Origin of the sequence: Salmonella sp. 32082101201600294FB01SM01, from assembly GCF_017572865.1 — a bacterium.
Lineage (GTDB): Bacteria > Pseudomonadota > Gammaproteobacteria > Enterobacterales > Enterobacteriaceae > Salmonella > Salmonella enterica.
Genome location: NZ_JAGESB010000002.1, coordinates 276,963 through 302,286, shown reverse-complemented (window position 1 = coordinate 302,286; position 25,324 = coordinate 276,963). Strand labels below are relative to the sequence as shown.

Annotated in this window: 19 protein-coding genes; 12 read left to right on the top strand and 7 right to left on the bottom strand. The window is 53.4% G+C overall.

The features are described 5' to 3' along the window. Positions 1 to 12: 12 nt before the first annotated feature. Positions 13 to 1,329 carry an L-fucose:H+ symporter permease gene (gene fucP / locus J4645_RS11225; protein ID WP_023214390.1) on the bottom strand — a complete coding sequence of 439 codons (1,317 nt, stop codon included), beginning with the start codon at positions 1,327 to 1,329 and terminating at the stop codon, positions 13 to 15. Between the two features lie 555 nt (positions 1,330 to 1,884). Between fucP and fucA the strand changes: the two genes are divergently transcribed. Next, the gene (fucA, locus tag J4645_RS11220) at positions 1,885 to 2,532 is read left to right on the top strand and encodes an L-fuculose-phosphate aldolase (protein WP_000440828.1); all 648 of its coding nucleotides are present in this window, start codon (positions 1,885 to 1,887) and stop codon (positions 2,530 to 2,532) included. A gap of 16 nt (positions 2,533 to 2,548) precedes the next feature. Next, a complete protein-coding gene (gene fucO / locus J4645_RS11215) occupies positions 2,549 to 3,697 on the top strand; it encodes a lactaldehyde reductase (RefSeq protein WP_000013562.1) in 1,149 nt (382 codons plus the stop codon). Positions 3,698 to 3,788: 91 nt separating this feature from the next. Here fucO and xni read toward each other — a convergent pair whose 3' ends face one another. The 5 genes from xni to queF all read right to left on the bottom strand — a co-directional run bounded on the left by xni (position 3,789) and on the right by queF (position 10,320). Continuing rightward, on the bottom strand, positions 3,789 to 4,544 hold the full coding sequence (gene xni, locus J4645_RS11210; RefSeq protein WP_001519360.1) for a flap endonuclease Xni: 756 nt from the start codon (positions 4,542 to 4,544) through the stop codon (positions 3,789 to 3,791). Between the two features lie 169 nt (positions 4,545 to 4,713). Then, the gene (gene sdaB / locus J4645_RS11205) at positions 4,714 to 6,081 is read right to left on the bottom strand and encodes an L-serine ammonia-lyase II (RefSeq protein WP_000626384.1); all 1,368 of its coding nucleotides are present in this window, start codon (positions 6,079 to 6,081) and stop codon (positions 4,714 to 4,716) included. A 58-nt stretch (positions 6,082 to 6,139) separates the two neighbouring features. Further along, a complete protein-coding gene (gene sdaC / locus J4645_RS11200; RefSeq protein WP_000450462.1) occupies positions 6,140 to 7,429 on the bottom strand; it encodes an HAAAP family serine/threonine permease SdaC in 1,290 nt (429 codons plus the stop codon). 564 nt (positions 7,430 to 7,993) lie between these two features. Then, positions 7,994 to 9,358 (bottom strand): nucleotide 5'-monophosphate nucleosidase PpnN, encoded by a 1,365-nt coding sequence (gene ppnN / locus J4645_RS11195; protein WP_000627973.1) that lies wholly within the window; start codon positions 9,356 to 9,358, stop codon positions 7,994 to 7,996. A gap of 113 nt (positions 9,359 to 9,471) precedes the next feature. Then, on the bottom strand, positions 9,472 to 10,320 hold the full coding sequence (queF, locus tag J4645_RS11190; protein ID WP_023214389.1) for an NADPH-dependent 7-cyano-7-deazaguanine reductase QueF: 849 nt from the start codon (positions 10,318 to 10,320) through the stop codon (positions 9,472 to 9,474). 68 nt (positions 10,321 to 10,388) lie between these two features. On the opposite strand from queF, the gene syd reads away from it, so the two are divergent. The 8 genes from syd (at position 10,389) to J4645_RS11150 (ending at position 18,883) form a co-directional block, all read left to right on the top strand. Further along, a complete protein-coding gene (gene syd, locus J4645_RS11185) occupies positions 10,389 to 10,934 on the top strand; it encodes a SecY-interacting protein (RefSeq protein WP_000343990.1) in 546 nt (181 codons plus the stop codon). A 611-nt stretch (positions 10,935 to 11,545) separates the two neighbouring features. Then, the gene (locus J4645_RS11180) at positions 11,546 to 11,875 is read left to right on the top strand and encodes a YqcC family protein (protein ID WP_000207010.1); all 330 of its coding nucleotides are present in this window, start codon (positions 11,546 to 11,548) and stop codon (positions 11,873 to 11,875) included. Next, entirely contained in the window at positions 11,875 to 12,657 is a 783-nt protein-coding gene (truC, locus tag J4645_RS11175) for a tRNA pseudouridine(65) synthase TruC (protein WP_000890034.1), read from the top strand. Before J4645_RS11180 ends, truC begins: the two co-directional genes overlap by 1 nt. Before the next feature lie 18 nt (positions 12,658 to 12,675). Continuing rightward, a complete protein-coding gene (locus J4645_RS11170) occupies positions 12,676 to 13,125 on the top strand; it encodes a flavodoxin (protein ID WP_000807739.1) in 450 nt (149 codons plus the stop codon). A 481-nt stretch (positions 13,126 to 13,606) separates the two neighbouring features. Continuing rightward, the gene (gene gudP, locus J4645_RS11165) at positions 13,607 to 14,965 is read left to right on the top strand and encodes a galactarate/glucarate/glycerate transporter GudP (protein ID WP_000097015.1); all 1,359 of its coding nucleotides are present in this window, start codon (positions 13,607 to 13,609) and stop codon (positions 14,963 to 14,965) included. Then, on the top strand, positions 14,962 to 16,302 hold the full coding sequence (locus tag J4645_RS11160; RefSeq protein WP_000211804.1) for an enolase C-terminal domain-like protein: 1,341 nt from the start codon (positions 14,962 to 14,964) through the stop codon (positions 16,300 to 16,302). The genes gudP and J4645_RS11160 overlap by 4 nt, the downstream gene beginning before the upstream one ends. Positions 16,303 to 16,322: 20 nt before the next feature. Continuing rightward, entirely contained in the window at positions 16,323 to 17,663 is a 1,341-nt protein-coding gene (gene gudD / locus J4645_RS11155; RefSeq protein ID WP_000107109.1) for a glucarate dehydratase, read from the top strand. A 77-nt stretch (positions 17,664 to 17,740) separates the two neighbouring features. After that, complete coding sequence (locus J4645_RS11150) at positions 17,741 to 18,883, top strand: glycerate kinase (RefSeq protein WP_000706486.1); 1,143 nt, start codon at positions 17,741 to 17,743, stop codon at positions 18,881 to 18,883. A gap of 43 nt (positions 18,884 to 18,926) precedes the next feature. Here J4645_RS11150 and barA read toward each other — a convergent pair whose 3' ends face one another. Then, positions 18,927 to 21,683 carry a two-component sensor histidine kinase BarA gene (barA, locus tag J4645_RS11145; protein ID WP_023214388.1) on the bottom strand — a complete coding sequence of 919 codons (2,757 nt, stop codon included), beginning with the start codon at positions 21,681 to 21,683 and terminating at the stop codon, positions 18,927 to 18,929. Positions 21,684 to 21,740: 57 nt separating this feature from the next. Between barA and rlmD the strand changes: the two genes are divergently transcribed. Both rlmD and relA read left to right on the top strand, forming a co-directional pair. Next, a complete protein-coding gene (gene rlmD / locus J4645_RS11140) occupies positions 21,741 to 23,036 on the top strand; it encodes a 23S rRNA (uracil(1939)-C(5))-methyltransferase RlmD (protein WP_000046854.1) in 1,296 nt (431 codons plus the stop codon). A 51-nt stretch (positions 23,037 to 23,087) separates the two neighbouring features. After that, entirely contained in the window at positions 23,088 to 25,322 is a 2,235-nt protein-coding gene (gene relA / locus J4645_RS11135) for a GTP diphosphokinase (RefSeq protein ID WP_000226837.1), read from the top strand. The last annotated feature ends 2 nt before the right edge of the window (positions 25,323 to 25,324 follow it).

Here is a 25,324-nt window from a genome sequence, read left to right as displayed (position 1 = left end):
TCGGATAAATGTTCAGTTTGTCGCCGCTTGTGAACGGAAACGGGCAAAAATGAAGATGACGGCAAAACACAATGCCGGAACCAGTTCGGCGGTCGGGATTTTGCCTGCAGCGTCGCTAACGAAACCCATTACTGGCGTAACAATACCGCCGCCAATGATGGTCATGACGATAAAAGACGAGCCGTACTTAGTGTCCTGTCCCAGATTTTTGATACCCAGCGAGAAGATGGTCGGGTACTGGATTGACATAAATGCGCTACACAACGTCAGAGCCAGCAGGCCGATATGTCCGCCGCTAAAGGCGGAAATCAGACACAGGAGCATGGCAAACAGGGCATAGGCGGCCAGCACTTTATGCGGCGCGAAGCGGCTGATAAGCCAGGTTCCGGTGAAACGGCCGATAAAGAAGCACACCATCGTGCCGGTCAGGTAGTTGGCGGCGAAACCGGGCGTCATTCCAGGGATCTCCTCAATGGCGTAGCGGATCAGATAGCTCCAGCAGGCGGTTTGCGCCCCCACATAGCAGAACTGCGCCAGCACCGCCCAGCGCCAGTGGCGGATACGGATGAGTCGGGAGAGAGAAGATAAGAAAGAGCTTTGTTTAGCATCGCTATGATCGTCACTTTGCAGGGCCGGAAATTTGGTCAGCATAATCAGCAGCGCAACTACTAATACGATGGCGACGATAATCATGTATGGCGTTTGTACCGATAACACCAGGCTGTGTTTATAGGCGCTAAGCTGATCCGGCGTCATTTTATCAAGCGCTGCTTGCGATTGATGCGGCACGTTAGACAAAATAAGGCTTTGCCCAAACACAACGGCGATAATAGCGCCAAAGGAGTTAAAAGTTTGCGCCAGATTAAGCCGGAAATGTCCGCCGCTTTCTGGACCTAATACCGTAACAAAAGGGTTGGCTGCAGTTTCAAGGCAGCCTAAACCGGCGGCGATGATAAACAGGCCAATTAAAAATAATGTGTAATTCATTATCTCGGCGGCAGGCCAGAATAATGCGGCGCCAACAGCATACAAAAAAAGCCCGGTGATAATCCCTGCTTTATAACTGAGTTTTTTCATCAAAATCCCAGCGGGGATTGGAATGACGAAATAACCGAAATAAAACGCTGACTGAATAAGCCCGGCCTGAAAGTTAGTTAGCGTAAAAGCTTGTTGAAACTGCGGTAATAAAATGTCATTCAGATTATTGGCGACGGCCCACAGAAAAAATAGCGAGCAAAGTAAGGCGAATGGAATAATGTAGCGCTTGCTCTTGCTTTGCTCTGCATCCACAGCACGAAAACTCTGCGTTTGTATTGTTGTGTTTCCCATAGCATCCTCATCGGTTCAGAAGCTTTTGCGTGCGGTCGGTTCTGGTCACCAGACCGTAAAATTAGGTGAGTTCGCTTTTCTTTCCGGTAATAAATTGGCGTCCGGAATGAACTCATGGATTCATTTTCAAATAAAAAAGGCCTTTTAATATGATGGCGGTCACATTTATACCTGAGAGCAGAGCGTTCTGTGATTATCATCACTTTAATTTCCATAAAAAAATGACCGTTTGAGATGTTTAATTTAAAAAACCACAGACTGAATGCCCGAATTAAATTATTGCCACGAAAACGGGCAGTAGTAACTTATTCTTCATTTTTGCCCGTTTTAAAAAATATTATTAAGAGCGGGCATTTATCGGCGAGAGAAACGGTAGTCGTCTGGTTTATCGTGGCGAATTAATTGATGTGAATCACAAAATATCGTTATTTAAATTCCCTTCTCTTTATTCAGTATGATGATAGTTGCTAACTATTCGATTATTTCAACAGGACAGCAGCGCGATGCGAAAGGCGGTTTTGTTGTCTCATTTTGAATCACAGAGAGAGGTAAATAATGGAACGAAATAGACTGGCGCGGCAGATTATTGATACCTGTCTGGAAATGACGCGGTTAGGGTTAAATCAGGGGACGGCAGGTAACGTGAGCGTACGTTATCAGGGCGGAATGCTGATTACGCCGACGGGGATCCCCTACGAGAAGCTGACAGAGTCGCACATTGTTTTTATTGATGCTGACGGTCAGCATGAGCAGGGCAAGCTGCCTTCCAGCGAGTGGCGTTTTCATATGGCGGCATACCAGACGCGCCCTGACGCCAATGCTGTGGTACATAACCACGCTGTCCATTGTACGGCAGTCTCGATCCTGAATCGCCCGATTCCGGCGATTCACTACATGATTGCCGCCGCGGGTGGAAACTCTATTCCCTGCGCGCCCTACGCCACTTTTGGCACCCGCGAACTTTCTGACCATGTTGCCGTGGCGCTTAAAAATCGTAAAGCGACGCTGTTACAGCATCACGGGCTTATCGCTTGTGAAGAAAATTTAGACAAAGCATTGTGGCTGGCGCATGAAGTGGAAGTGCTGGCGCAGCTCTATTTAAGTACGCTGGCCATTGTCGATCCGGTACCGGTACTGGATGACGAGGCGATCGCTATCGTACTGGAGAAATTTAAAACTTACGGATTACGTATTGAAGAGTGATGTCAGGAGACAGGCGATGGCGAACAGAATGATTCTGAATGAAACGGCATGGTTTGGCCGGGGAGCGGTGGACGCATTAACCGATGAGGTGACGCGCCGCGGTTATCATAAAGCGCTGATTGTTACCGATAAAACGCTGGTGCAATGCGGTGTGGTCGATAAAGTGACAAGCAGAATGGATGCCGCAGGGCTGGCGTGGGAAATCTATGCGGGCGTGATCCCTAATCCTACGATTTCCGTTGTCCAGGAAGGGCTTAAGGTCTTTACCCAAAGCGGCGCGGACTATCTCATCGCCATTGGCGGCGGTTCTCCGCAGGATACCTGCAAAGCGATCGGTATTATCAGTAACAATCCGGAATTTGCCGATGTGCGCAGTCTGGAAGGGCTATCGCCGACCCGTAAACCCAGCGTGCCGATTATGGCGATCCCGACAACGGCGGGAACCGCGGCGGAAGTCACTATCAATTATGTGATTACCGATGAAGAGAAACGGCGCAAATTCGTTTGTGTCGATCCACATGATATTCCGCAGGCGGCATTTATCGATGCCGATATGATGGACGGTATGCCGCCCGCGCTGAAAGCGGCAACGGGCGTGGATGCGCTAACCCATGCTATTGAAGGCTATATTACCCGGGCCGCATGGGCGCTGACGGATGCATTACATATCAAAGCCATTGAGATTATTGCTGGCGCGCTGCGCGGCGCCGTAGCCGGAGAAAAAGAGGCCGGTGAGGCGATGGCGCTGGGGCAATACGTTGCCGGGATGGGGTTTTCCAATGTGGGGCTGGGACTGGTGCATGGGATGGCGCATCCGCTGGGCGCGTTTTACAACACGCCGCACGGCGTCGCGAATGCTATTTTGCTTCCGCATGTGATGCGTTTCAATGCCGGGTCTACCAACGAGAAATTCCGTGATATCGCCCGGGCGATGGGGGTGAAGGTAGAAGGATTGAGCCTTGAAGAGGCGCGTAATGCCGCAGTGGAAGCCGTATTTGCGTTAAATCGCGATGTGGGAATTCCGCTGCATTTGCGTGATGTCGGCGTTCGAAAAGAGGATATCCCGGCGCTGGCGCAGGCGGCGTTCGATGATGTCTGTACGGGCGGCAATCCGCGTGAAGCGAGTCTGGCGGACATTGTCGAACTGTATCATATCGCCTGGTAATTTTGCCGGATGGCGCTGCGCTTATCCGCTCTACATTTCGTGCAGTCCTGTAGGCAGGATAAGGCGTTCACGCCGCCATCCGGCAACAAAACTACCGCGCCAGCCGTAGCTGCTGTAAGTTTCCGTCGATATGTAAATCGGTTTGCAGACGTGCAATATCGCGGCAGAGAAATGCCATTTCTTTATGCGTCTCAAGCTTTTTGCGCCACTTTTCCGGCACCTCGTCCAGATGGGCGTAAATTCCCTCCAGATTTTGAAACTGAATCAACAGCTGGGTCGCGCTTTTGGGGCCGATACCGGCAACGCCGGGGACTTTCGAACTGCTGATTCCTGCCAGACCCCAGTAATCCGGCAACTGCCGGGGAAGTACGCCAAACTCTTTTTCAATAAATGGCGCGTCCAGCCAGCGTTTCTGGAAGTAGTCGCGAATGCGCAATCCCGGAGAGAGCAACTGGCAATAGCCTTTATCGGTTGACACAATGGTTGCCTGGTGTCCGGCTTCGGTAACTTTTAGCGCCAGCGTCGCCGCCAGATCGTCCGCTTCGTTACCGTCTGATGCCCAACAGCGTACGCCGCGCTGTTCAAACGCGGCGCGTAGGGCGGGCATTTCATTATGTAAATCGTCAGGCATCGGCGGACGTCCTGCTTTGTAGTCCGGCAAACGCTGATGACGCCAGCCGCTGCTGCGCGCGTCGTCATCAAATACCGCTACGGCATGGGTTGGCTGGCTGTGGATAATCAATTGATCGAGCGCGTGTTGGCAGGTTTCCACACAGGGCGATCCCTGAACGGCGTGAATACGGCGAATCAAATTGAGCGCGTCGACGATAAGCAGATGAGCAGCCACGGTGTTCTCCCTTACAAACCTGCGCGTAGGGTAACATTCACGGCGGGGGGAGGCGAGCATTGCGAAATAGCGCTATCCGTAGGCCTGATAAGCGAAGCGACATCAGGCAACAAAGCCGGATGGCGACGAGCGCCTTATCCGGCCTACAGATCCTAAAATGTGCTGAGAATTAATCGCAGGTAACGATCTTCATCGCCAGGCCGCCGCGCGAAGTTTCGCGGTACTTAGCGTTCATGTCTTTACCGGTTTCGTACATGGTCTCAATCACTTTATCGAGGCATACACGCGGTTCGCTGGTACGGCGCAGCGCCATACGCGCGGCGTTGACTGCTTTGACTGAAGCAATCGCGTTACGCTCAATGCAGGGAACCTGTACCTGACCGGCAACCGGATCGCAAGTTAACCCCAGATTATGCTCCATGGCGATTTCTGCGGCGATACACACCTGCGCCGGACTACCGCCCAGCAGCTCGGCCAGACCCGCTGCCGCCATGGAACAGGCCACGCCGACCTCTCCCTGACAACCCACTTCGGCGCCGGAAATAGAGGCGTTCATCTTATACAGCGAGCCAATCGCGCTGGCGACCAGCATATAGCGAGCAAGTGAGTTAGCATTTACTTCGCGGATAAACTTGTCATAGTACGCCAGCACCGCCGGAACAATACCACATGCGCCGTTAGTCGGCGCAGTGACTACTCGTCCGCCTGCGGCATTCTCTTCGTTCACCGCCAGCGCGAACATATTGATCCAGTCGACGACCGCCATCGGATCGGTGGTGGTCTTATCCTGACTGACCAGCACCCGACGCAGCGCCGCCGCGCGACGCGGAACGCGCAGTTTGCCCGGCAATACGCCCTCGGTGGTGATACCGCGCTCAATACCGCTGCGCATTACCTCCCAGACCCTGGCGAAGTGCTGCTCCAGCGCTTCTTTACTGTGCAGAGCCAGTTCGTTTTGCATCATCAGACCGGAGAGCGACAGACCCGTCTCCTGGCAGTGACGCTGTAAATCCGCGGCGGTTTTGTAAGGGTACGGCACGTTAACAGGTTCGCTATTCGTCAAACCAAAGTGCTCTTCATCGACGATAAAGCCACCGCCAATGGAGTAGTAGGTTTGGCTGTAGAGCACCTTATCGCCCGCCAGCGCGGTAATACGCATCCCGTTTTCATGCAGAGACAGGTTGTCGGCGTGGAAATTCATGCACTTATCGACCGGAAATTCGACTTCATGCTGCCCATTGGCCAGTAGTAAACGCCCATGGGTGTTCACATCCTGGATAAAGGACGGAATGGCGTCGATATCGACGGTGTCCGGCAGATTCCCCGCCAGGCCCATAATAATGGCGATATCAGTGTGGTGGCCTTTACCCGTCAATGACAGCGAGCCGTAGACATCCACCACGACGCGGGTGACATCTGTAAGGATATGGCGGGCAATCAGATCGTCCGTGAACTGCTTGCCTGCTTTCATTGGTCCGACGGTGTGAGAACTGGAAGGGCCAATGCCGATTTTAAAAATATCGAATACGCTAATCATAGGGCATCCATTGCGGTTGTATCATAGAGAAGCGCCGCGGTAAGCGGCGCTAAAGGACTTAGCTGAACAGTGAGTAGAAAATAGCGGAGATGGCAATCAGGCCCATAATCACAACGAATACGTTGCTGATATGACCGCTGTACTTACGCATTGCCGGTACTTTCTGGATGGCATACATCGGCATCAGGAACAGAATCATCGCGATGATCGGGCCGCCCAGGGTTTCAATCATGCCCAGGATGCTGGGGTTCAGCGTCGCCACAATCCAGGTGGTGACCAGCATGAACAGCGCGGTAATTTTATTCAGTTTGTTGATTTCGATGGATTTACCTTTACCACGCAGCGATTTAATCACCATACCGTTAAAGCCTTCACGCGCGCCCAGGTAGTGGCCGAGGAAGGATTTGGTGATAGCAATCATCGCAATGATCGGCGCCATCCAGGCGATGATCGGCGCGTTAAAGTGGTTCGCCAGGTAAGACAGAATAGAGATGTTCTGCTCTTTTGCTGCCGCCAGATCTGCCGGCGTCAGGCTCAGCACGCAGCTGAAGACGAAGAACATCACGGTTAGCACCATCATGATGTGGGCGAAGGCCAGAATTTTAGAACATTTCTTCTCAGCGCCTTCACCGTACTCTTCACGCTTCGCAACCGCGAAGGAGGAGATGATCGGGGAGTGGTTGAAAGAGAAAACCATCACCGGAATCGCCAGCCACAGCGTCATCCACAGACCGTTACCGGTAGACGCGGCGGAGTCAAAGGACAGCGTTTCCAGCGCCGCGCCGTTCCACTGCGGGATCAGGTACAAGGCCAGCAGCATCAGCGCAGCGACGAACGGGAATACCAGGATACTCATCGCCTTAACGATCATTTGCTCGCCGAAGCGCACGATGGTCATCATGCCAACAATCAGGATCAGGGAAAGAATCGCCCGCGGCGGCGGATTAATCGCTAACTGGTGGGTCAGGAAGCTTTCCACGGTATTAGTAATCGCCACGCTGTAAACCAGCAGGATGGGGTAAATCGCGAAGAAGTAGAGCAGGGTAATCAGTTTACCTGCGCCGATACCGAAGTGTTCCTCAACGACTTCAGTGATGTCTTCACCCGGGTTTTTACCGGACAGCACGAAGCGGGTTAAACCACGGTGTGCGAAAAAGGTCATCGGGAAAGCGAGAATCGCCATGATGATGAGCGGAATCATGCCGCCGACGCCTGCGTTGATCGGCAGGAACAGAACGCCCGCGCCGATTGCCGTGCCGTAAAGGCCCAGCATCCACATGGTATCCGTTTTGCGCCATGCGCTTCGAGAGTCAATCGAAGCAATAGTGCTGGTCTGAGTGGTTTCCATCTATTTCTCCTGGAGGATGCTAAAAATCAGGTTGCTGGTCTAATCCAATGAAAAAAGACCTGATCGTAAAATGAAATCTGCTTAGGGACGCTTTTTATATAATTTTTCGCCGTAATAATTTTCGGGCGGAAAGATACATTTAAGTGATGAATCTATCAGTGATCCCGATCTCAAATGCAATAATCCGCTTCTTACATGGATAAATTTGGACCATTAATCTATTAAAAAAACGTCATAACGAATTTCCGGGCGCGAAGGCTACCATTAACGATATAAGGCCGGAAAGATTGGGGCGCAAGATACGGAGGTTTGACTATAAAAATCAAGTTTTTTAGTGAATTCTGGCGAAGAATAAGAGTTTGAACCGATAAATCACGGTAAGAGGAGTGAGGTAAACGTTTGCCTGGCAATCTATTTATGGTGAATTATAAATGGTGTTTATAAAACAATGCGGGCTATGCCTCTGATGAACATCATAAAAAATGAAGGCATACGTTAATCGCCATACCGCAATGAAAGGAATGGGGGAAGCGCCCGGCTGCTGGCGGCAACCGGGCATAAGCGCTAAGCGCAGATCTCGTAACAGGGGATGTAGGCGGAACCTGGCAATTTCATACGATGCTGCGCGACGAATCCCTGCAGCAGATCGTCCATGCGACGCATCATCTCTCGATCGCCGTGGATTTTATACGGACCATTAGCTTCAATGGCGCGTATCCCGACCTCCTTCACGTTCCCCGCGACAATACCGGAGAAGGCGCGCCGCAGATCCGCCGCCAGAATTTCAACCGGCTGATCCGGGTACAGTTTCAGGTTGGCCATATTCTCATGCGACGGCTCAAACGGCACCTGCAGATCCGGTGCAATACGCATCGACCAGTTAAAACTATAGGCGTCGCCGGTATCGCGGCGATTCTCTTTCACTTGCGGCATCGCTTTCTTCATCAGCCGCGCTACCTCCGCCGCATCGTCAATGATGATGCGGTAATGACGGCGGGCCGCTTCGCCCAGCGTATGGGTAATAAACTCATCCAGCACGCGGAAGTAATCGGCGCTCTCTTTTGGTCCGGTCAGGATCAGCGGCAGCACCTGATTTTTATTGGCTGGATTCATCAGAATCCCCAGCAAATAAAGCAGCTCTTCCGCCGTACCCACGCCGCCCGGGAAGATGATGATACCGTGTGCGATACGGACGAACGCTTCCAGGCGTTTTTCGATATCCGGCATGATGATCAGTTCGTTCACCAGCGGGTTAGGCGGTTCAGCCGCAATAATGGAAGGTTCAGTCATGCCGATAAAGCGGCTGTCTTTATAACGCTGCTGCGCGTGACCGACCGCCGCGCCCTTCATGGGGGCTTCCATCGCCCCAGGGCCGCAGCCGGTGCAGATGTTCAGCTCGCGTAATCCCAACTGTGTGCCGACGCGACGGGCATACAGGTACTCGTTTTCGTTAATTGAGTGGCCGCCCCAGCATACCACCATGTTTGGCGCTTCGCCGACGTGCAGCGCCCGGGCGTTGCGCAAAATGGAGAACACCAGATTGGTGATATGTGTTGAGCTTTCAAGATCCAGATGCTGGAAACGACCGGCATTATGGATCTGCCCATTCACAAAGAGAATGTCGCGCAGCACCGCGAACAGGTTAGCCTGTAGCGCACGAATAATCCGCCCGTCAACAAAGGCGTCTTCAGGCGGATTAATCAATTCCAGCTTCACGCCGCGCTCGCGGCGCAGCACGTTAATATCGAAATTTTCAAAGCGGGACAGCAGCTCTTTGCTGTTGTCGGTCAGGCTGCCGGAGTTAAGAACGGCAAGTGAACAGTTACGAAACAGTTGATACAGGTCGCTACTGGCCGTGCGTTTCAGCATGTCCACTTCCAGTTGCGACAACATATCCATTGAGCCAAGCGGGCTAATATGTGTAATCAAGTAAACTCCTTATGGGACGCAACACGCCATTCCCTGTTGATTACAATAGCCCTGGCTGATGACCTTTCACAACCTTACATGCGCAATCCGGCACGCAAAATTGACAAAAAAGATTACTGACGCGCCAGCCTGCCCGTGGCGGGCACAAAATCGGCATTGCTGCGCCAGGGATTAATGTCCAGCCCGCCGCGGCGGGTATAGCGCGCATAAACGCTTAACGTTTCCGGCTGACAGAAGCGCAGAATGTCATTAAAAATACGCTCTACGCACTGCTCGTGAAATTCATTATGGTGACGGAAGGAGACCAGATAACGCAGCAGTTTTTCCCTGTCGATTTTGCGCCCGCGATACTGAATTTGTATTGAGCCCCAGTCCGGTTGGTGGGTGATCAGGCAGTTGGATTTCAGCAGATGACTGACCAGCGTCTCCTCTACTTGCTTCTCGCCGCTGACCGCATGTTGCAGATAGTCGGTAGTAAACTGGTAGTTGTCGATACTGATATCCTGATCGTCAATACAGGCGCCGTGGAAATGGGCGACAGGCTGTCCTTCCAGCTCATCAAGACGATGAAGCCTCACGCTAACGTTGCCCTGCGCGCAGGCGCGCAGATCGCGCTCCAGCGTCTGGCGCACCGTCTCCCAGGTGTCAAAGCGCGTCTGGTTAAAGCTGTTCAAATACAGTTTAAAGCTTTTGGATTCGATTAAATTAACGCTGGTGTAATCCAGTTCGACATGCCCGACGGCGACCTGCGGAAGACCACGGCTGTTAAGCCAGGAAAGTTCATACAACGTCCAGATATCCGCGCCGTGGAACGGCAAATTATCGGCTGTTAATCCGAGCGGGTCGCGATTCAAACTGCGTGGTACGCCCTGCAGCAGGCTGGCGTCATAATTGTCCCGGTAATCCGTTGATTTTCCGAGAGTCAGGCCATCGAGAGCCTGATGGTTTTCATAAGAAGACATGTTTCACCGTCATAAACCAGATACACTATGCGCCAAGTGTATCCTGGCTTTTATGAAGAGAGAAACTGGTGGACGAACTGACAGCGCAGGCATTGAAAGCCTTTACGACGCGTTACTGCGACGCGTGGCAAGAAAAACACGGTAGCTGGCCGTTGAGCGAAGAACTGTATGGCGTACCTTCTCCGTGCATTATTTCTTCAACCCGCGATGCCGTTTACTGGCAGCCGCAACCTTTTGAAGGCGAAGAAAATGTAAACGCGGTTGAACGCGCCTTCGATATTATGGTACAACCTGCGCTCCACGCGTTTTACACCACGCAGTTTGCTGGCGACATGCCCGCGCAGTTCGCGGATGAAAAGCTTACGCTACTGCAAACCTGGAGTCAGGATGACTTTCGGCGCGTGCAGGAAAATCTGATAGGCCACCTGGTCACGCAAAAGCGGCTCAAGCTTCCTCCCACGCTTTTTATTGCGACGCAGGAAAATGAGCTTGAGGTCATTTCGGTCTGTAATCTGTCCGGCGAGGTGATTAAAGAAACGCTGGGCACCCGCAATCGTACCGTTCTTGCCGCAACGCTTGCGGAATTCCTTACGCAACTTAATCCTCTTCTGTAATCGTTTGCCCTAACAGGTGTGAGAGATCTCTTACAAAGTCTGTAGGAGATCGCCAGGATATCAGCGGATACTGAGTCCCGTTTTCTTATGTAAGTCTATATAAAACAACCTGTTAAAATGTTTTTGCGCACTTTCATATGAAAATTTACTTAAGGTATTGTCTGTAGGTGTCTTGTAAGACAAGGTGAAACAGGCGATTCTATCTTCGTCGACAGGGAGTCGTACAACGAAGCGAACGTCAGGATGATGACGCTTCAGCAGGACACGCCAGGATGGTGTTACAAGGAAAGGCTTCAGGATGAAGCAAAGTGGAAAGCGCAGGATGCGTTAAAGGACACCTCCAGGACGGAGAACGAGAGCCGATCAGGATGTTCGGCGGGTCTGGATGACCAGGGACGCTTCAGGAAGAAGCTATCACATCGGGCGATGTGCGCAGGATGCAAACGTTCAGGATGAACAGGCCGTAAGGTCACAGGAAAAGTTGTCACGGATGAGCAGGGAGCACGAAAAGTAGCTGGAATGCTGCGAAACGAACCGGGAGCACTGTTTATACAGTGCTCCCTTTTTTTTGTTATTCTTCGCGCCAGATTTTCATCATTGAGGTTTTTAACATGACGACTCATGACCGTGTGCGTCAGCAGTTACATGCGCTTGAAACGCTGCTGCGCGAGCATCGCCACTGGCGGCTGGATGCGCCGCAGGCGCACCTGTTTACCAGCACCCAACCATTTTTTATGGATACCATGGAACCGCTGGAATGGCTGCAATGGGTATTGATCCCACGTATGCATACCCTACTTGATAATGCGCAGCCGCTGCCCGAGGCGTTTGCCGTCGCCCCTTATTATGAAATGGCGCTGGCGGCGGATCATCCGCAGAGGGAGGCGATCCTGGCGGTTTTGCAGGATCTGGATGCGCTATTCGTCCGCGATAAATCCTGATGCTGGAGATCCTCTATCAAGACCAGTGGCTGGTTGCCGTGAATAAACCCGCAGGCTGGCTTGTTCACCGGAGCTGGCTGGATCGCGACGAAAAAGTCGTGGTCATGCAAACGGTGCGCGACCAAATCGGCCAGCATGTTTTTACCGCCCACCGTCTCGACAGACCCACGTCGGGCGTACTGTTAATGGGGCTGTCCAGCGAAGCGGGACGCCGTCTGGCGCAGCAGTTCGAGCAGCACCACATCCGTAAACGCTACCATGCCATTGTGCGCGGCTGGCTGATGGATGACGCAGTACTGGATTATCCGCTGGTGGAAGAGCGCGATAAAATTGCTGATAAATTCGCCCGCGAGGATAAAGCGCCCCAGCCGGCTGTAACGCAGTATCGCGGACTGGCGACGGTCGAAATGGCGGTGCCGACCGGACGTTATCCCACCACGCGTTATGGTCTGGTTGAGCTGGAACCAAAAACGGGACGCAAGCACCAGCTTCGTCGTCATCTGGCGCATCTGCGTCATCCTATCATCGGCGACAGCAAGCATGGCGATTTGCGACAAAACCGCAGCGCCGCAGAGCATTTTGCCTGTCGTCGCCTGATGCTTCATGCCAGTCGGCTTGAACTGACGCACCCCTTCACCGGACAGCCGTTGATGATTCAGGCCGGGTTGGATGAAACCTGGATGCAGGCGCTGACACAGTTTGGCTGGCGTGGACTTCTCCCTGACAATGAAAGGGTTGAGTTTACGGCGGCGTCCCGGCAGGATGAGACTCATCAGGCATAATTCAGGGAGATACGCATAATGGCGGAAATTGGTATTTTTGTCGGGACCATGTATGGCAACTCACTGCTGGTGGCGGAAGAAGCGGAAGCGATCCTCGCCAGACAGGGCCACAGCGCGACCGTGTTTGAAGATCCTGAACTGTCCGACTGGCAGCAATATCAGGATAAGGTTGCGCTGGTCGTTACCTCGACGACCGGGCAGGGCGATCTACCGGATAGCATTGCGCCGCTCTTTCACGGCATTAAAGATACAGTCGGTTTTCAACCAAACCTGCGTTACGGGGTGATTGCGCTAGGTGATAGCAGCTACCCCAATTTCTGTAATGGCGGCAAACAGTTTGATGCCCTGTTGCAGGAGCAAAGCGCGCAGCGGGTGGGGGAGATGTTATTCATTGACGCCAGCGAACATCCGGAGCCGGAGAGCCAATCCAATCCCTGGGTTGAAAACTGGGGAACTTTACTTTCCTGAGGTAAATCCCTCCCCCCTACGGGAGGGTACCTTTTCGTTTGCTTGCGTTGCCAGTAAGCAAAATCACGACCTGTACACAGTGTAAAGTAACTGAATCGTGTTAGCTTTGGGCATATGCCCGCAAAAGCGGCAGTTTTTTACGGGCGTTTTCATGTAATCAAGCGACCTGTTTCACATTCTTCTCTTTTTATTCCTCCTGCGTCGACGCCTGACGCCTTCTGATTTCATTTCCGTGAAGTGGCTTCCACTGTCCTGGGCTTTTGCCATAAACAGGCGTAATTCATCGCCAAAATACTGTGTTGTTGCACGGTGAGTGTGTGTGGCGCGCTTTTTATACTTCTCCTGCCAGTGAATAAAAGCATGCAGCGTGCAAAGCAAACGACCTAATAAAAGCTGCAACAAGGAAACGTTATCTCTGATTCCCTACCGGTTGTGCAGTTCAGAGTGAGCGTAGCTAACGCGAAATTTCAGGAGTGCAACAATGAGTTCATTAAGTCACGCGGCGAGTAGTGCGGAGAAACGCACGAACGCCCGCTACTGGATAGTGGTGATGCTGTTTATCGTCACATCCTTCAACTACGGCGACCGCGCCACATTGTCCATTGCCGGCTCAGAAATGGCCAAAGATATCGGCCTTGATCCGGTAGGCATGGGCTATGTTTTTTCTGCTTTTTCATGGGCCTATGTTATCGGGCAGATCCCGGGCGGCTGGCTGCTGGACCGCTTTGGTTCCAAACGCGTCTATTTCTGGTCTATTTTCATTTGGTCAGTCTTCACCCTGTTGCAGGGTTTTGTCGATATCTTTAGTGGTTTCGGCATTATTGTCGCCCTCTTTACGCTTCGTTTCCTGGTTGGTCTGGCGGAATCGCCTTCTTTCCCGGGCAACAGTCGCATCGTTGCAGCCTGGTTCCCGGCGCAGGAGAGGGGAACGGCAGTGGCCATCTTTAACTCCGCGCAATACTTTGCCACGGTTATTTTCGCGCCGATTATGGGCTGGCTGACGCACGAAGTGGGCTGGTCGCATGTCTTCTTCTTTATGGGCGGGTTAGGGATCATCATCAGCTTTATCTGGTTGAAAGTTATCCATGAACCAAATAACCATCCGGGCGTAAATAAGAAAGAGTTGGAGTACATCGCAGAAGGCGGCGCGCTGATCAATATGGATCAGAAAGACACCAAAGCGAAAGTACCGTTTAGCGTCAAATGGGGCCAGATCAAACAGCTGCTGGGCTCTCGTATGATGATTGGCGTTTACATCGGTCAGTACTGTATTAACGCATTGACCTATTTCTTTATTACTTGGTTCCCGGTCTATTTGGTCCAGGCGCGCGGCATGTCGATTCTCAAAGCGGGCTTTGTCGCCTCGGTTCCTGCGGTCTGCGGCTTTATCGGCGGCGTGTTGGGCGGCATCATTTCCGACTGGTTGATGCGTCGTACTGGCTCCCTGAATATCGCGCGCAAGACGCCGATTGTGCTGGGGATGTTGCTGTCAATGGTTATGGTGTTCTGTAACTATGTGAACGTGGAATGGATGATCATCGGCTTTATGGCGTTGGCCTTCTTCGGTAAAGGTATCGGCGCGTTGGGCTGGGCAGTAATGGCGGATACCGCGCCGAAAGAGATCAGCGGTCTTTCCGGCGGCTTGTTTAATATGTTCGGCAATATTTCCGGTATTGTGACGCCAATCGCGATTGGTTACATCGTTGGCACCACCGGTTCCTTCAACGGCGCGTTGATCTATGTCGGCGTACATGCCCTGGTGGCCATCATCAGCTATCTGGTGCTGGTAGGCGATATTAAGCGTATTGAACTGAAACCTGTCGCAGGACAATTATCATGACAACGCAATCCAGTCCCGTGATTACGGACATGAAGGTCATTCCGGTTGCCGGACATGACAGTATGCTACTCAACATCGGCGGCGCGCATAACGCGTACTTCACCCGTAACATCGTCGTCCTCACCGATAACGCCGGGCATACTGGCGTCGGCGAGGCGCCGGGCGGAGAAGTGATTTATCAGACGCTGGTCGATGCTATTCCGATGGTATTAGGCCAGGAAGTCGCCCGCCTGAACAAAGTGGTGCAGCAGGTGCATAAAGGCAACCAGGCCGCTGATTTTGACACCTTTGGTAAAGGCGCATGGACGTTTGAACTGCGGGTTAACGCGGTGGCGGCTTTGGAAGCGGCGCTGCTTGATCTACTGGGACAGGCGCTTAATGTGCCGGTCTGTGAACTGTTAGGACCCGGTAAACAGCGCGATGCCGTCACCGTGTTAGGCTATCTCTTCTATATTGGCGATCGTACTAAAACCGATCTGCCGTATCTGGAAAGCACGCCGGGCAGTCATGAATGGTACCGTCTGCGCCATCAGGAAGCGCTGAACAGCGACGCGGTCGTGCGGCTGGCGGAAGCGTCTCAGGATCGCTACGGTTTTAAAGATTTTAAACTCAAGGGCGGCGTGCTGCCGGGCGAACAAGAGATTGATACCGTTCGCGCGCTAAAAAAACGCTTCCCGGACGCGCGTATTACCGTGGATCCGAACGGCGCCTGGCTACTGGATGAAGCCATTGCGTTGTGCAAAGGGCTGAATGATGTACTGACCTACGCGGAAGATCCGTGCGGCGCGGAGCAAGGATTCTCTGGTCGTGAAGTCATGGCGGAGTTCCGCCGTGCTACAGGACTGCCGGTGGCGACCAATATGATTGCCACCAACTGGCGTGAAATGGGACACGCGGCGATGCTCAATGCGGTAGACATCCCTCTTGCCGACCCGCATTTCTGGACTCTCACCGGCGCCGTTCGCGTGGCGCAACTGTGCGATGACTGGGGGCTAACCTGGGGCTGCCATTCGAATAACCATTTTGATATTTCACTGGCGATGTTTACCCATGTCGGCGCGGCGGCGCCAGGCAAACCCACCGCTATTGATACGCACTGGATCTGGCAGGAGGGCGATTGCCGCCTGACTAAAAATCCGCTGGAAATTAAAAACGGCAAAATTGCCGTTCCGGATGCGCCAGGACTGGGCGTGGAGCTTGACTGGGAACAGGTGCGAAAAGCGCATGACGCGTATAAAACGCTGCCAGGCGGCGCGCGTAATGATGCAGGCCCGATGCAATACCTGATCCCCGGCTGGACTTTTGACCGCAAACGCCCTGTTTTTGGTCGTCACTAATTCTGAATAAGGACACAGTTATGAGTACTCAATTTACGACGCCTGTAGTGACTGAAATGCAGGTTATCCCGGTTGCGGGCCATGACAGTATGCTGATGAACCTGAGCGGCGCGCATGCCCCGTTCTTCACGCGCAACATCGTCATTATTAAAGATAACTCCGGTCATACCGGGGTCGGCGAGATTCCGGGCGGCGAAAAAATCCGCAAAACGCTGGAAGATGCGATCCCACTGGTGGTGGGAAAAACGCTGGGTGAATATAAAAATGTCCTGACCGCCGTTCGCAACCAGTTTGCCGATCGCGATGCGGGCGGACGCGGTTTACAAACGTTCGATCTCCGTACCACTATCCATGTGGTGACTGGTATTGAAGCGGCAATGCTTGACCTTTTAGGCCAACACCTGGGCGTCAACGTCGCTTCGCTGTTAGGCGACGGTCAGCAGCGCAGCGAAGTCGAAATGCTGGGTTATCTGTTCTTTGTCGGCAATCGCAAGGCCACGCCACTGCCGTATCAGAGCCAGCCGGATGAGCCATGCGACTGGTATCGTCTGCGCCATGAAGAGGCGATGACGCCGGAAACGGTAGTGCGTCTGGCGGAAGCCGCCTATGAAAAATACGGCTTCAACGACTTCAAACTGAAAGGCGGCGTGCTGGCGGGCGAAGAAGAGGCCGAGTCAATCGTAGCGCTGGCGAAACGTTTCCCACAAGCGCGCGTCACGCTCGATCCAAACGGTGCCTGGTCGCTGAACGAAGCGATCAGCATTGGTAAATACCTGAAAGGTTCTCTGGCCTATGCAGAAGATCCGTGCGGCGCGGAGCAGGGTTTTTCCGGACGTGAAGTGATGGCGGAATTCCGTCGCGCGACCGGATTACCGACGGCCACCAATATGATAGCGACCGACTGGCGTCAAATGGGGCATACGCTGTCGCTGCAATCCGTCGATATCCCGCTGGCGGACCCGCACTTCTGGACTATGCAAGGCTCTGTACGCGTGGCGCAAATGTGTCATGAGTTCGGTCTGACCTGGGGCTCGCACTCTAACAACCACTTTGATATTTCGTTGGCGATGTTTACCCATGTTGCCGCGGCGGCGCCGGGCAAGATCACCGCGATCGATACCCACTGGATCTGGCAGGAAGGCAACCAACGTCTGACTAAAGAACCGTTTGAAATTAAAGGCGGCATGGTGCAAGTACCGACCAAACCGGGGCTGGGCGTTGAGCTCGATATGGATCAGGTGATGAAAGCGCATGAGCTTTATCAAAAGCATGGCTTAGGCGCGCGTGACGACGCGATGGGAATGCAGTACTTAATTCCTGGCTGGACGTTTGATAATAAGCGTCCTTGCATGGTGCGTTAAGTCAGAGCCGGTTCCGTAAGGAACCGGTCCTTCTCTGGGTGTATGCTTAACAGGATCAACATGCGTAAGGACGACTTATGAAAATAGTGATCGCACCAGACTCGTATAAGGAAAGTTTGAGTGCTCTTGAGGTAGCGACCGCCATTGAACAAGGATTTCGCGAGATCTGGCCTGACGCCGATTACCTGAAATTACCGCTGGCTGATGGCGGAGAAGGTACTGTCGAAGCGATGGTTGAAGCGACGGCGGGTCGAATCGTGCATGTTGAGGTCACCGGGCCGTTGGGGCATCGCGTCAATGCGTTTTATGGGCTTTCCGGCGATGCGCGTTCCGCGTTCATTGAAATGGCGGCCGCCAGTGGGCTGGAGCAGGTACCGCCCGCGCAACGCGATCCGTTGAAGACCACATCATGGGGAACCGGCGAGCTGATCCGTCATGCGCTGGATGCGGGCGTTGAGCATATCATTATTGGTATCGGCGGTAGCGCCACCAACGATGGCGGCGCGGGGATGGTGCAGGCGCTGGGGGCCAGGCTACGGGATGCGCAGGGCAATGATATTGTGCAAGGCGGCATTGGGCTGGAAACACTCGCCAGCATTGATATCAGCGGCCTGGATAAGCGTTTGTCGGCGTGTCATATAGAGGTCGCCTGCGATGTCACGAATCCCCTTACCGGCAAAGAGGGCGCGTCTGCGGTTTTTGGTCCGCAAAAAGGGGCGACGCCGGAAATGATTGAACGCCTGGATACGGCATTGACTCGCTATGCGCATTTGATTGCCCGCGATCTGCATGTCGATGTGTTGGATCTGGCAGGCGGCGGCGCGGCAGGCGGCATGGGGGCGGCGTTATACGCGTTTTGCGGCGCGCAGCTACGGCGTGGTATTGAGATTGTCACCGATGCGCTTCATCTGGAAGCGTGTCTTGCGGATGCTGATTTAGTCATCACCGGCGAGGGACGCATCGACAGCCAGACCATTCACGGTAAAGTCCCTATTGGCGTGGCAAACATCGCCAAACGGTATAACAAGCCGGTAATTGGTATTGCGGGTAGCCTGACGGCGGATGTTGGCGTGGTTCATGAACATGGGCTTGATGCCGTTTTCAGCGTGATTTATACCATCTGCACGCTGGAGGACGCGCTGAAGAATGCGAGTGAAAACGTACGAATGACCGCGCGCAACGTGGCTGCAACGCTGAAAGCGGGGCAACAGTTACGCTGAGTTGTAGGCCGGATAAGGCGGTCACGCCGCCATCCGGCGAATATCAGCCTAATATCTTCTTCGCTTCACGCGCGACATTATCCATCTCATCCAGCAGCTCCAGAAACTCAGGTTCCAGCTCCTCTTCGTGGACGCCGCTGCGAAGCTGTTGCTCAATAAGCTGGCAAAGGTTCTTCATCCGCGGTACGCCGCTATAGCCGCAGCTCCCGTGTAGCTTATGGATCAGATCGACCAGACCGTTGGGGTTTTCTCCCACCAGTTGTTCTTCAATTTTGTTGCGCACTTCCGGCAGAAAATCAATCAGCATTTGCAGCATATCCCGTGCCAGATCGGGCTTACCGGCAGCCTGGCGGAGCGCAAGCTGCCAGTCGAGCGTCGCATTCGGATTGAAGATAAACTCAGCCGGTTCCGGCGCCATCAGGCGCGCTGCTACGTTGGCGCCAGGTTTATAGCGCAGCAACAGATTATGCAACTTCTCTTCTTCTATCGGTTTAGCCAGATAGTCGTTCATGCCCGCGCTGAGCAACTTCTCTTTTTGCCCAGCCATCGCATGTGCCGTAACGGCAATAACCGGTGTTTGCTGCTGATGAGGAAGCTGGTGAATCAATTCGCAGGCGCGTATGCCGTCCATATCCGGCATCTGAATATCCATCAAAATCAGATCAAACTGCATTTGTTTCGCCCGATCCACCGCCTGATGTCCGCTATCACAAAGTTCTACGTGCTGGACTTTATCTTCCAGTAACGCGCCGATAAGCTTCAGATTAGCGGGATTATCATCAACCGCCATAACCGTCATGGTGATTTTACTGGTATCCATTAGCAGCGGTTCAGGATGGTGATTCAACTGGCAATATTCCGTCAGCGCTGGCAACAGGCGCGTTGCCGTCAATGGTTTTAACAGACAGGCCGCCGCGCCTCCTTGTTTCAGCTTTTCGGCGTTAATTTGCGCATGGCAAGGTAGCGCCAGCAGTAGAAAGTCCGTCATTGACGCCGCTTTCGCCAGACGTTCATGCTGCATGGTGAGCGGCTCGCGGAAGGTCACCGGAACGCTCAAAATCATAATATCGTAGTGCGCTAACGGCAGCGCGGAGAAGGTCGGGCTGTAAACCACCTCCACCGGCGTGTCGCTCAGTAGATCCAGGGTACATTGCGCGGCGGTAGCATTCGGTTCGACATAAGCCAGCCGTTTTCCGGCCAGACATGCGGTCGACGGCCCGTCAATAATGACATTTGGGTTAAGATCAAGATTAATATGAAACCAGAAGGTCGAGCCGCGATTAGGCTGGCTGTGGAAAGAGATATCCCCGCCCATTTCGTTGACCAGCTTTTGCGTAATCACCAGCCCAAGCCCGGTGCCGCCGTGACGGCGAGAAATACTGGCATCGGCCTGGCGAAACGCCTGAAACAGTCGCGACTGGTCGCGTTCCGGAATGCCGATCCCCGTATCGCGGATCTGCACTTCAATCTGTACTTTGGTGTTACTGAGCGCCCGCTTTTCTACCAGAATATCGATATTGCCACTCTCGGTGAACTTAATGGCATTACCCACCAGATTAGTAATGACCTGTTGCAGGCGCAGCGGGTCGCCAATCACATTATCCGGGACGTCGTTTTTAATATTTAACGTCAACTCCAGCCCTTTATCATGCGACGAGTGGGCCAGCAGCGTAACCACTTCATCCAGCGTGTTGCGCAGTGGAAAAGGGATACTTTCCAGAATGAGCTTACCGGCTTCCAGCTTGGAGAAATCGAGCACGTCATTAATGATTGCCAGCAGATTATTCGCGGAACGCTCAATGGTGTTCAGATGGTCGCGCTGGGTGGGGTTCAGCTCCGTTTTTAATGTCAGGCGGGTAAAGCCAATGACGCCGTTCAGCGGCGTTCGCAGTTCGTGCGACATGTTCGCCAGGAACTCCGACTTAATACGCGCCGCTTCCTGGGCACGCTTTTTCGCCAGATCCAGCTCAACGTTTTGGATTTCCATCTGCTCAAGGGTTTCACGCAGGTCTGAAGTGGCCTGATCGATATTATGCTGCATCTCTTCGTGATAGGCGGCAAGCGACATCGCCATGGAATTAATGCCGTTTTTCAGCATGTCCAGCTCGCCCAGCATAAATCCTTCCACCCGGCTATCCAGTTGTCCGCGGCGAATGCGGTCAACGGTATTCACCATATTACGGATAGGCCCGGTGACATCGCGCATAAGCCGCCAGCCAAAGATCAGCGCAATGCCAATACAAAAAAGCATCATCACGCTGGAGATAAAAATCTCTTTGTATTGCTGTAGCCTTACCGACTTGAGATCCAGTTCAAGCGCCACATATCCCAGCATATTTTTGGTATTTTTCGCGTCGGCAATGGCTGACTCGTCCGGCGAATAGCTCTCCGAGATAATCGGAGTGCGCAGAATCATAATATCGCCGTGGCGATCGACGCTCAGACGACGTGGAAACGGCGCTCCGGCGGGAAGCTGCATCTGTGAGGGGTCCAGATGGAAATTAGACGTTACAAACAGACGGTTATGATCGTCATAAACGGAAATCGCCCGCACAATATCAGAGTGTCTGCGGTGCAGGACGCTGATAAGTTGGCCGATAGACTCCCGGTTTTGTAAGTTCATACCATATTCGCTGGAGACGGCGAGCGGTTCAATAATACTGGCGCCGGCATCTTCCAGTTGACGCTGCAGGTCGTTATAGCGGTGCACTACAAAAAAGATACTGAGCAGCAAACCTATCAGGACGGTCGGGGCCAGGATCAGAATCATCATGCGTGCGCGCAGGCTGTAGTTGGTCATGGAGTTCCGTTATGGGACAATTAGGGTCACACTGTTAAATTGAGAAAAAGCTGGTCGATGGCGCAATTCTACTCTGCAAAACGGCGCGTGACGACGCGTCAGATCATAACCGTTAAAGTCAATGACCTCGATTCATTTGGTCAGGGCGTAGCCCGTCATAACGGAAAGGCGCTGTTTATCCCTGGTTTATTGCCTGAGGAAAGCGCAGAAGTCATTATTACAGAAGATAAAAAGCAATTTGCCCGCGCACGCGTTTCGCGCCGTTTGAATGATAGCCCGGAACGAGAAACGCCGCGCTGCCCGCATTTTGGCGTCTGCGGCGGTTGTCAGCAGCAGCATGTCAGCATCGCCCTGCAACAACGCAGCAAAAGCGCGGCGCTGGCGCGTTTGATGAAACACGAGGTGAATGACATCATCGCCGGCGCGCCCTGGGGTTATCGGCGTCGTGCGCGGTTAAGTCTGAATTGCCCGCCGGATAAACCGCTGCAAATGGGATTTCGCAAAGCGGGTTCCAGCGATATCGTCAATGTCGAACAGTGCCCCGTTTTGGCGCCCCAGCTTGCAGTATTGCTGCCCCGAATCAGGGCGTGTCTGGCGAGTTTACACGGCACCCGACATCTTGGGCATGTTGAGCTGGTACAGGCGGGAAGCGGTACGCTGATGATTCTGCGCCATACCGCGCCATTAAGTGCGGCGGATAAAGAAAAACTGGAACGCTTTTCGCATTCTGAGGGATTGTCTCTGTTTCTGGCGCCGTTTAGCGAGATACTGGAAACGGTATCTGGCGAAGCGCCCTGGTATGATTCGCACGGCTTACGTTTAGCCTTCAGTCCGCGAGACTTTATTCAGGTTAATGAGGCGGTAAACCAGCAAATGGTCGCCCGCGCGCTGGAGTGGCTTGATGTGCGCGCCGAGGATCGTGTCCTGGATCTGTTCTGCGGAATGGGGAATTTTACGCTGCCGCTGGCAACGCGCGCGGCAAGCGTGATTGGGGTTGAGGGCGTTCCGGCGCTGGTAGAAAAAGGCCGTGAAAACGCCATCCGCAATGGTTTACATAATGTGACATTCTTCCATGAGAACCTGGAGGAAGATGTCACGAAGCAGCCGTGGGCGAAAAACGGCTTTGACAAAGTCTTACTCGATCCTGCGCGTGCGGGGGCTACAGGAGTGATGCGACATATTATAAAATTAAAACCTATTCGCATTGTTTATGTATCCTGTAACCCGGCGACGCTGGCGCGCGATAGTGAAGCGCTGGTCAATGCGGGATATGAGGTTACGCGTTTAGCGATGCTCGACATGTTCCCGCACACAGGACATCTGGAATCAATGGTTCTGTTCGAGCGCATGTAATGATTACCGGCTTACCGACTTCGGTAGGCCTGGTCCCTTAAGGAGAGGACGATGGTCGCGGTAAGAAGTGCACATATTAATAAAGCTGGTGAATTTGATCCGAAGAAGTGGATCGCAAGCCTGGGAATTTCCAGCCAGCAGTCGTGTGAGCGCTTAGCCGAAACCTGGGCGTATTGCCTGCAACAGACACAAGGACATCCGGATGCGGATCTGTTGCTGTGGCGTGGCGTGGAGATGGTAGAAATTCTTTCCACGCTGAGTATGGATATCGACACGCTGCGGGCGGCGCTACTGTTCCCTCTGGCCGACGCCAACGTAGTCAGCGAAGATGTACTGCGCGAAAGCGTCGGCAAATCTATCGTTACCCTGATTCATGGCGTGCGCGATATGGCGGCGATCCGTCAGCTAAACGCCACTCATAACGACTCTGTTTCTTCGGAGCAGGTTGATAACGTCCGTCGAATGTTATTGGCGATGGTGGATGATTTCCGCTGCGTGGTCATCAAACTGGCCGAGCGAATCGCTCATTTGCGCGAAGTGAAAGAGGCGCCGGAAGATGAGCGCGTGCTGGCGGCGAAAGAATGTACCAACATCTATGCGCCGCTCGCTAATCGTCTGGGCATCGGGCAACTGAAGTGGGAACTGGAAGACTACTGTTTCCGCTACCTGCATCCGGCGGAATACAAACGCATCGCCAAACTGCTGCATGAGCGCCGTCTCGATCGCGAACATTACATCGAAGAGTTTGTTGGACATCTGCGCGCCGAAATGAAAAACGAAGGCGTGCAGGCGGAAGTCTACGGACGACCAAAACATATTTATAGCATCTGGCGCAAAATGCAGAAAAAGCATCTGGCGTTTGATGAACTCTTTGACGTGCGCGCCGTGCGTATCGTCGCTGAACGTCTGCAAGACTGCTACGCCGCGTTGGGGATAGTGCATACGCACTATCGCCACCTGCCGGATGAATTCGATGATTATGTCGCTAACCCGAAACCGAACGGTTACCAGTCTATCCACACCGTGGTCCTGGGGCCGGGCGGTAAAACCGTTGAGATCCAGATTCGTACCAAACAGATGCATGAAGACGCCGAACTGGGCGTGGCGGCGCACTGGAAGTATAAAGAAGGCGCCGCGTCCGGCGGCGTGCGTTCCGGTCATGAAGACAGAATTGCGTGGCTGCGTAAGCTGATCGCCTGGCAGGAAGAGATGGCCGATTCCGGCGAAATGCTGGATGAAGTGCGCAGCCAGGTGTTTGACGATCGGGTCTACGTTTTTACGCCAAAAGGCGACGTGGTTGACTTGCCTGCCGGTTCTACGCCGCTCGATTTTGCTTACCACATCCACAGCGATGTCGGGCACCGCTGCATTGGCGCTAAAATCGGCGGCCGTATTGTGCCATTCACCTATCAGTTGCAGATGGGCGATCAGATTGAAATTATCACTCAGAAGCAGCCGAATCCCAGCCGCGATTGGCTGAATCCAAACCTGGGCTATGTGACGACCAGCCGCGGACGCTCAAAAATTCACGCCTGGTTCCGCAAGCAGGACCGTGACAAAAATATCCTGGCTGGACGGCAGATCCTCGACGATGAGCTGGCGCATTTAGGGATTAGCCTGAAAGAGGCCGAGAAACATCTGCTGCCGCGCTACAACTTTAATGAGCTGGAAGAGTTGCTGGCGGCGATAGGCGGCGGTGATATCCGTCTTAATCAGATGGTGAATTTCCTGCAATCGCAGTTCAATAAGCCGAGTGCAGAGGAGCAGGATGCAGCGGCGCTGAAACAGCTTCAGCAAAAAACATACGCGCCGCAAAATCGTCGTAAAGACGACGGGCGCGTGGTGGTAGAAGGCGTGGGTAATTTGATGCACCACATTGCCCGCTGCTGCCAGCCGATTCCGGGGGATGAAATTGTCGGCTTCATTACTCAGGGGCGGGGGATTTCCGTGCACCGGGCCGACTGCGAACAGCTGGCGGAACTGCGCTCCCATGCGCCGGAGCGGATCGTAGAGGCGGTATGGGGCGAAAGCTACTCGGCGGGGTATTCGCTGGTGGTGCGCGTCCAGGCCAACGATCGCAGCGGCTTGCTACGCGATATCACCACCATTCTGGCTAACGAAAAAGTCAACGTGCTGGGCGTCGCCAGCCGCAGCGACATTAAGCAGCAGATCGCCACCATTGATATGACCATCGAGATCTACAACCTGCAGGTGCTGGGCCGCGTGCTCGGTAAGCTGAACCAGGTGCCGGATGTGATTGATGCACGGCGACTGCACGGGGGGTAAAC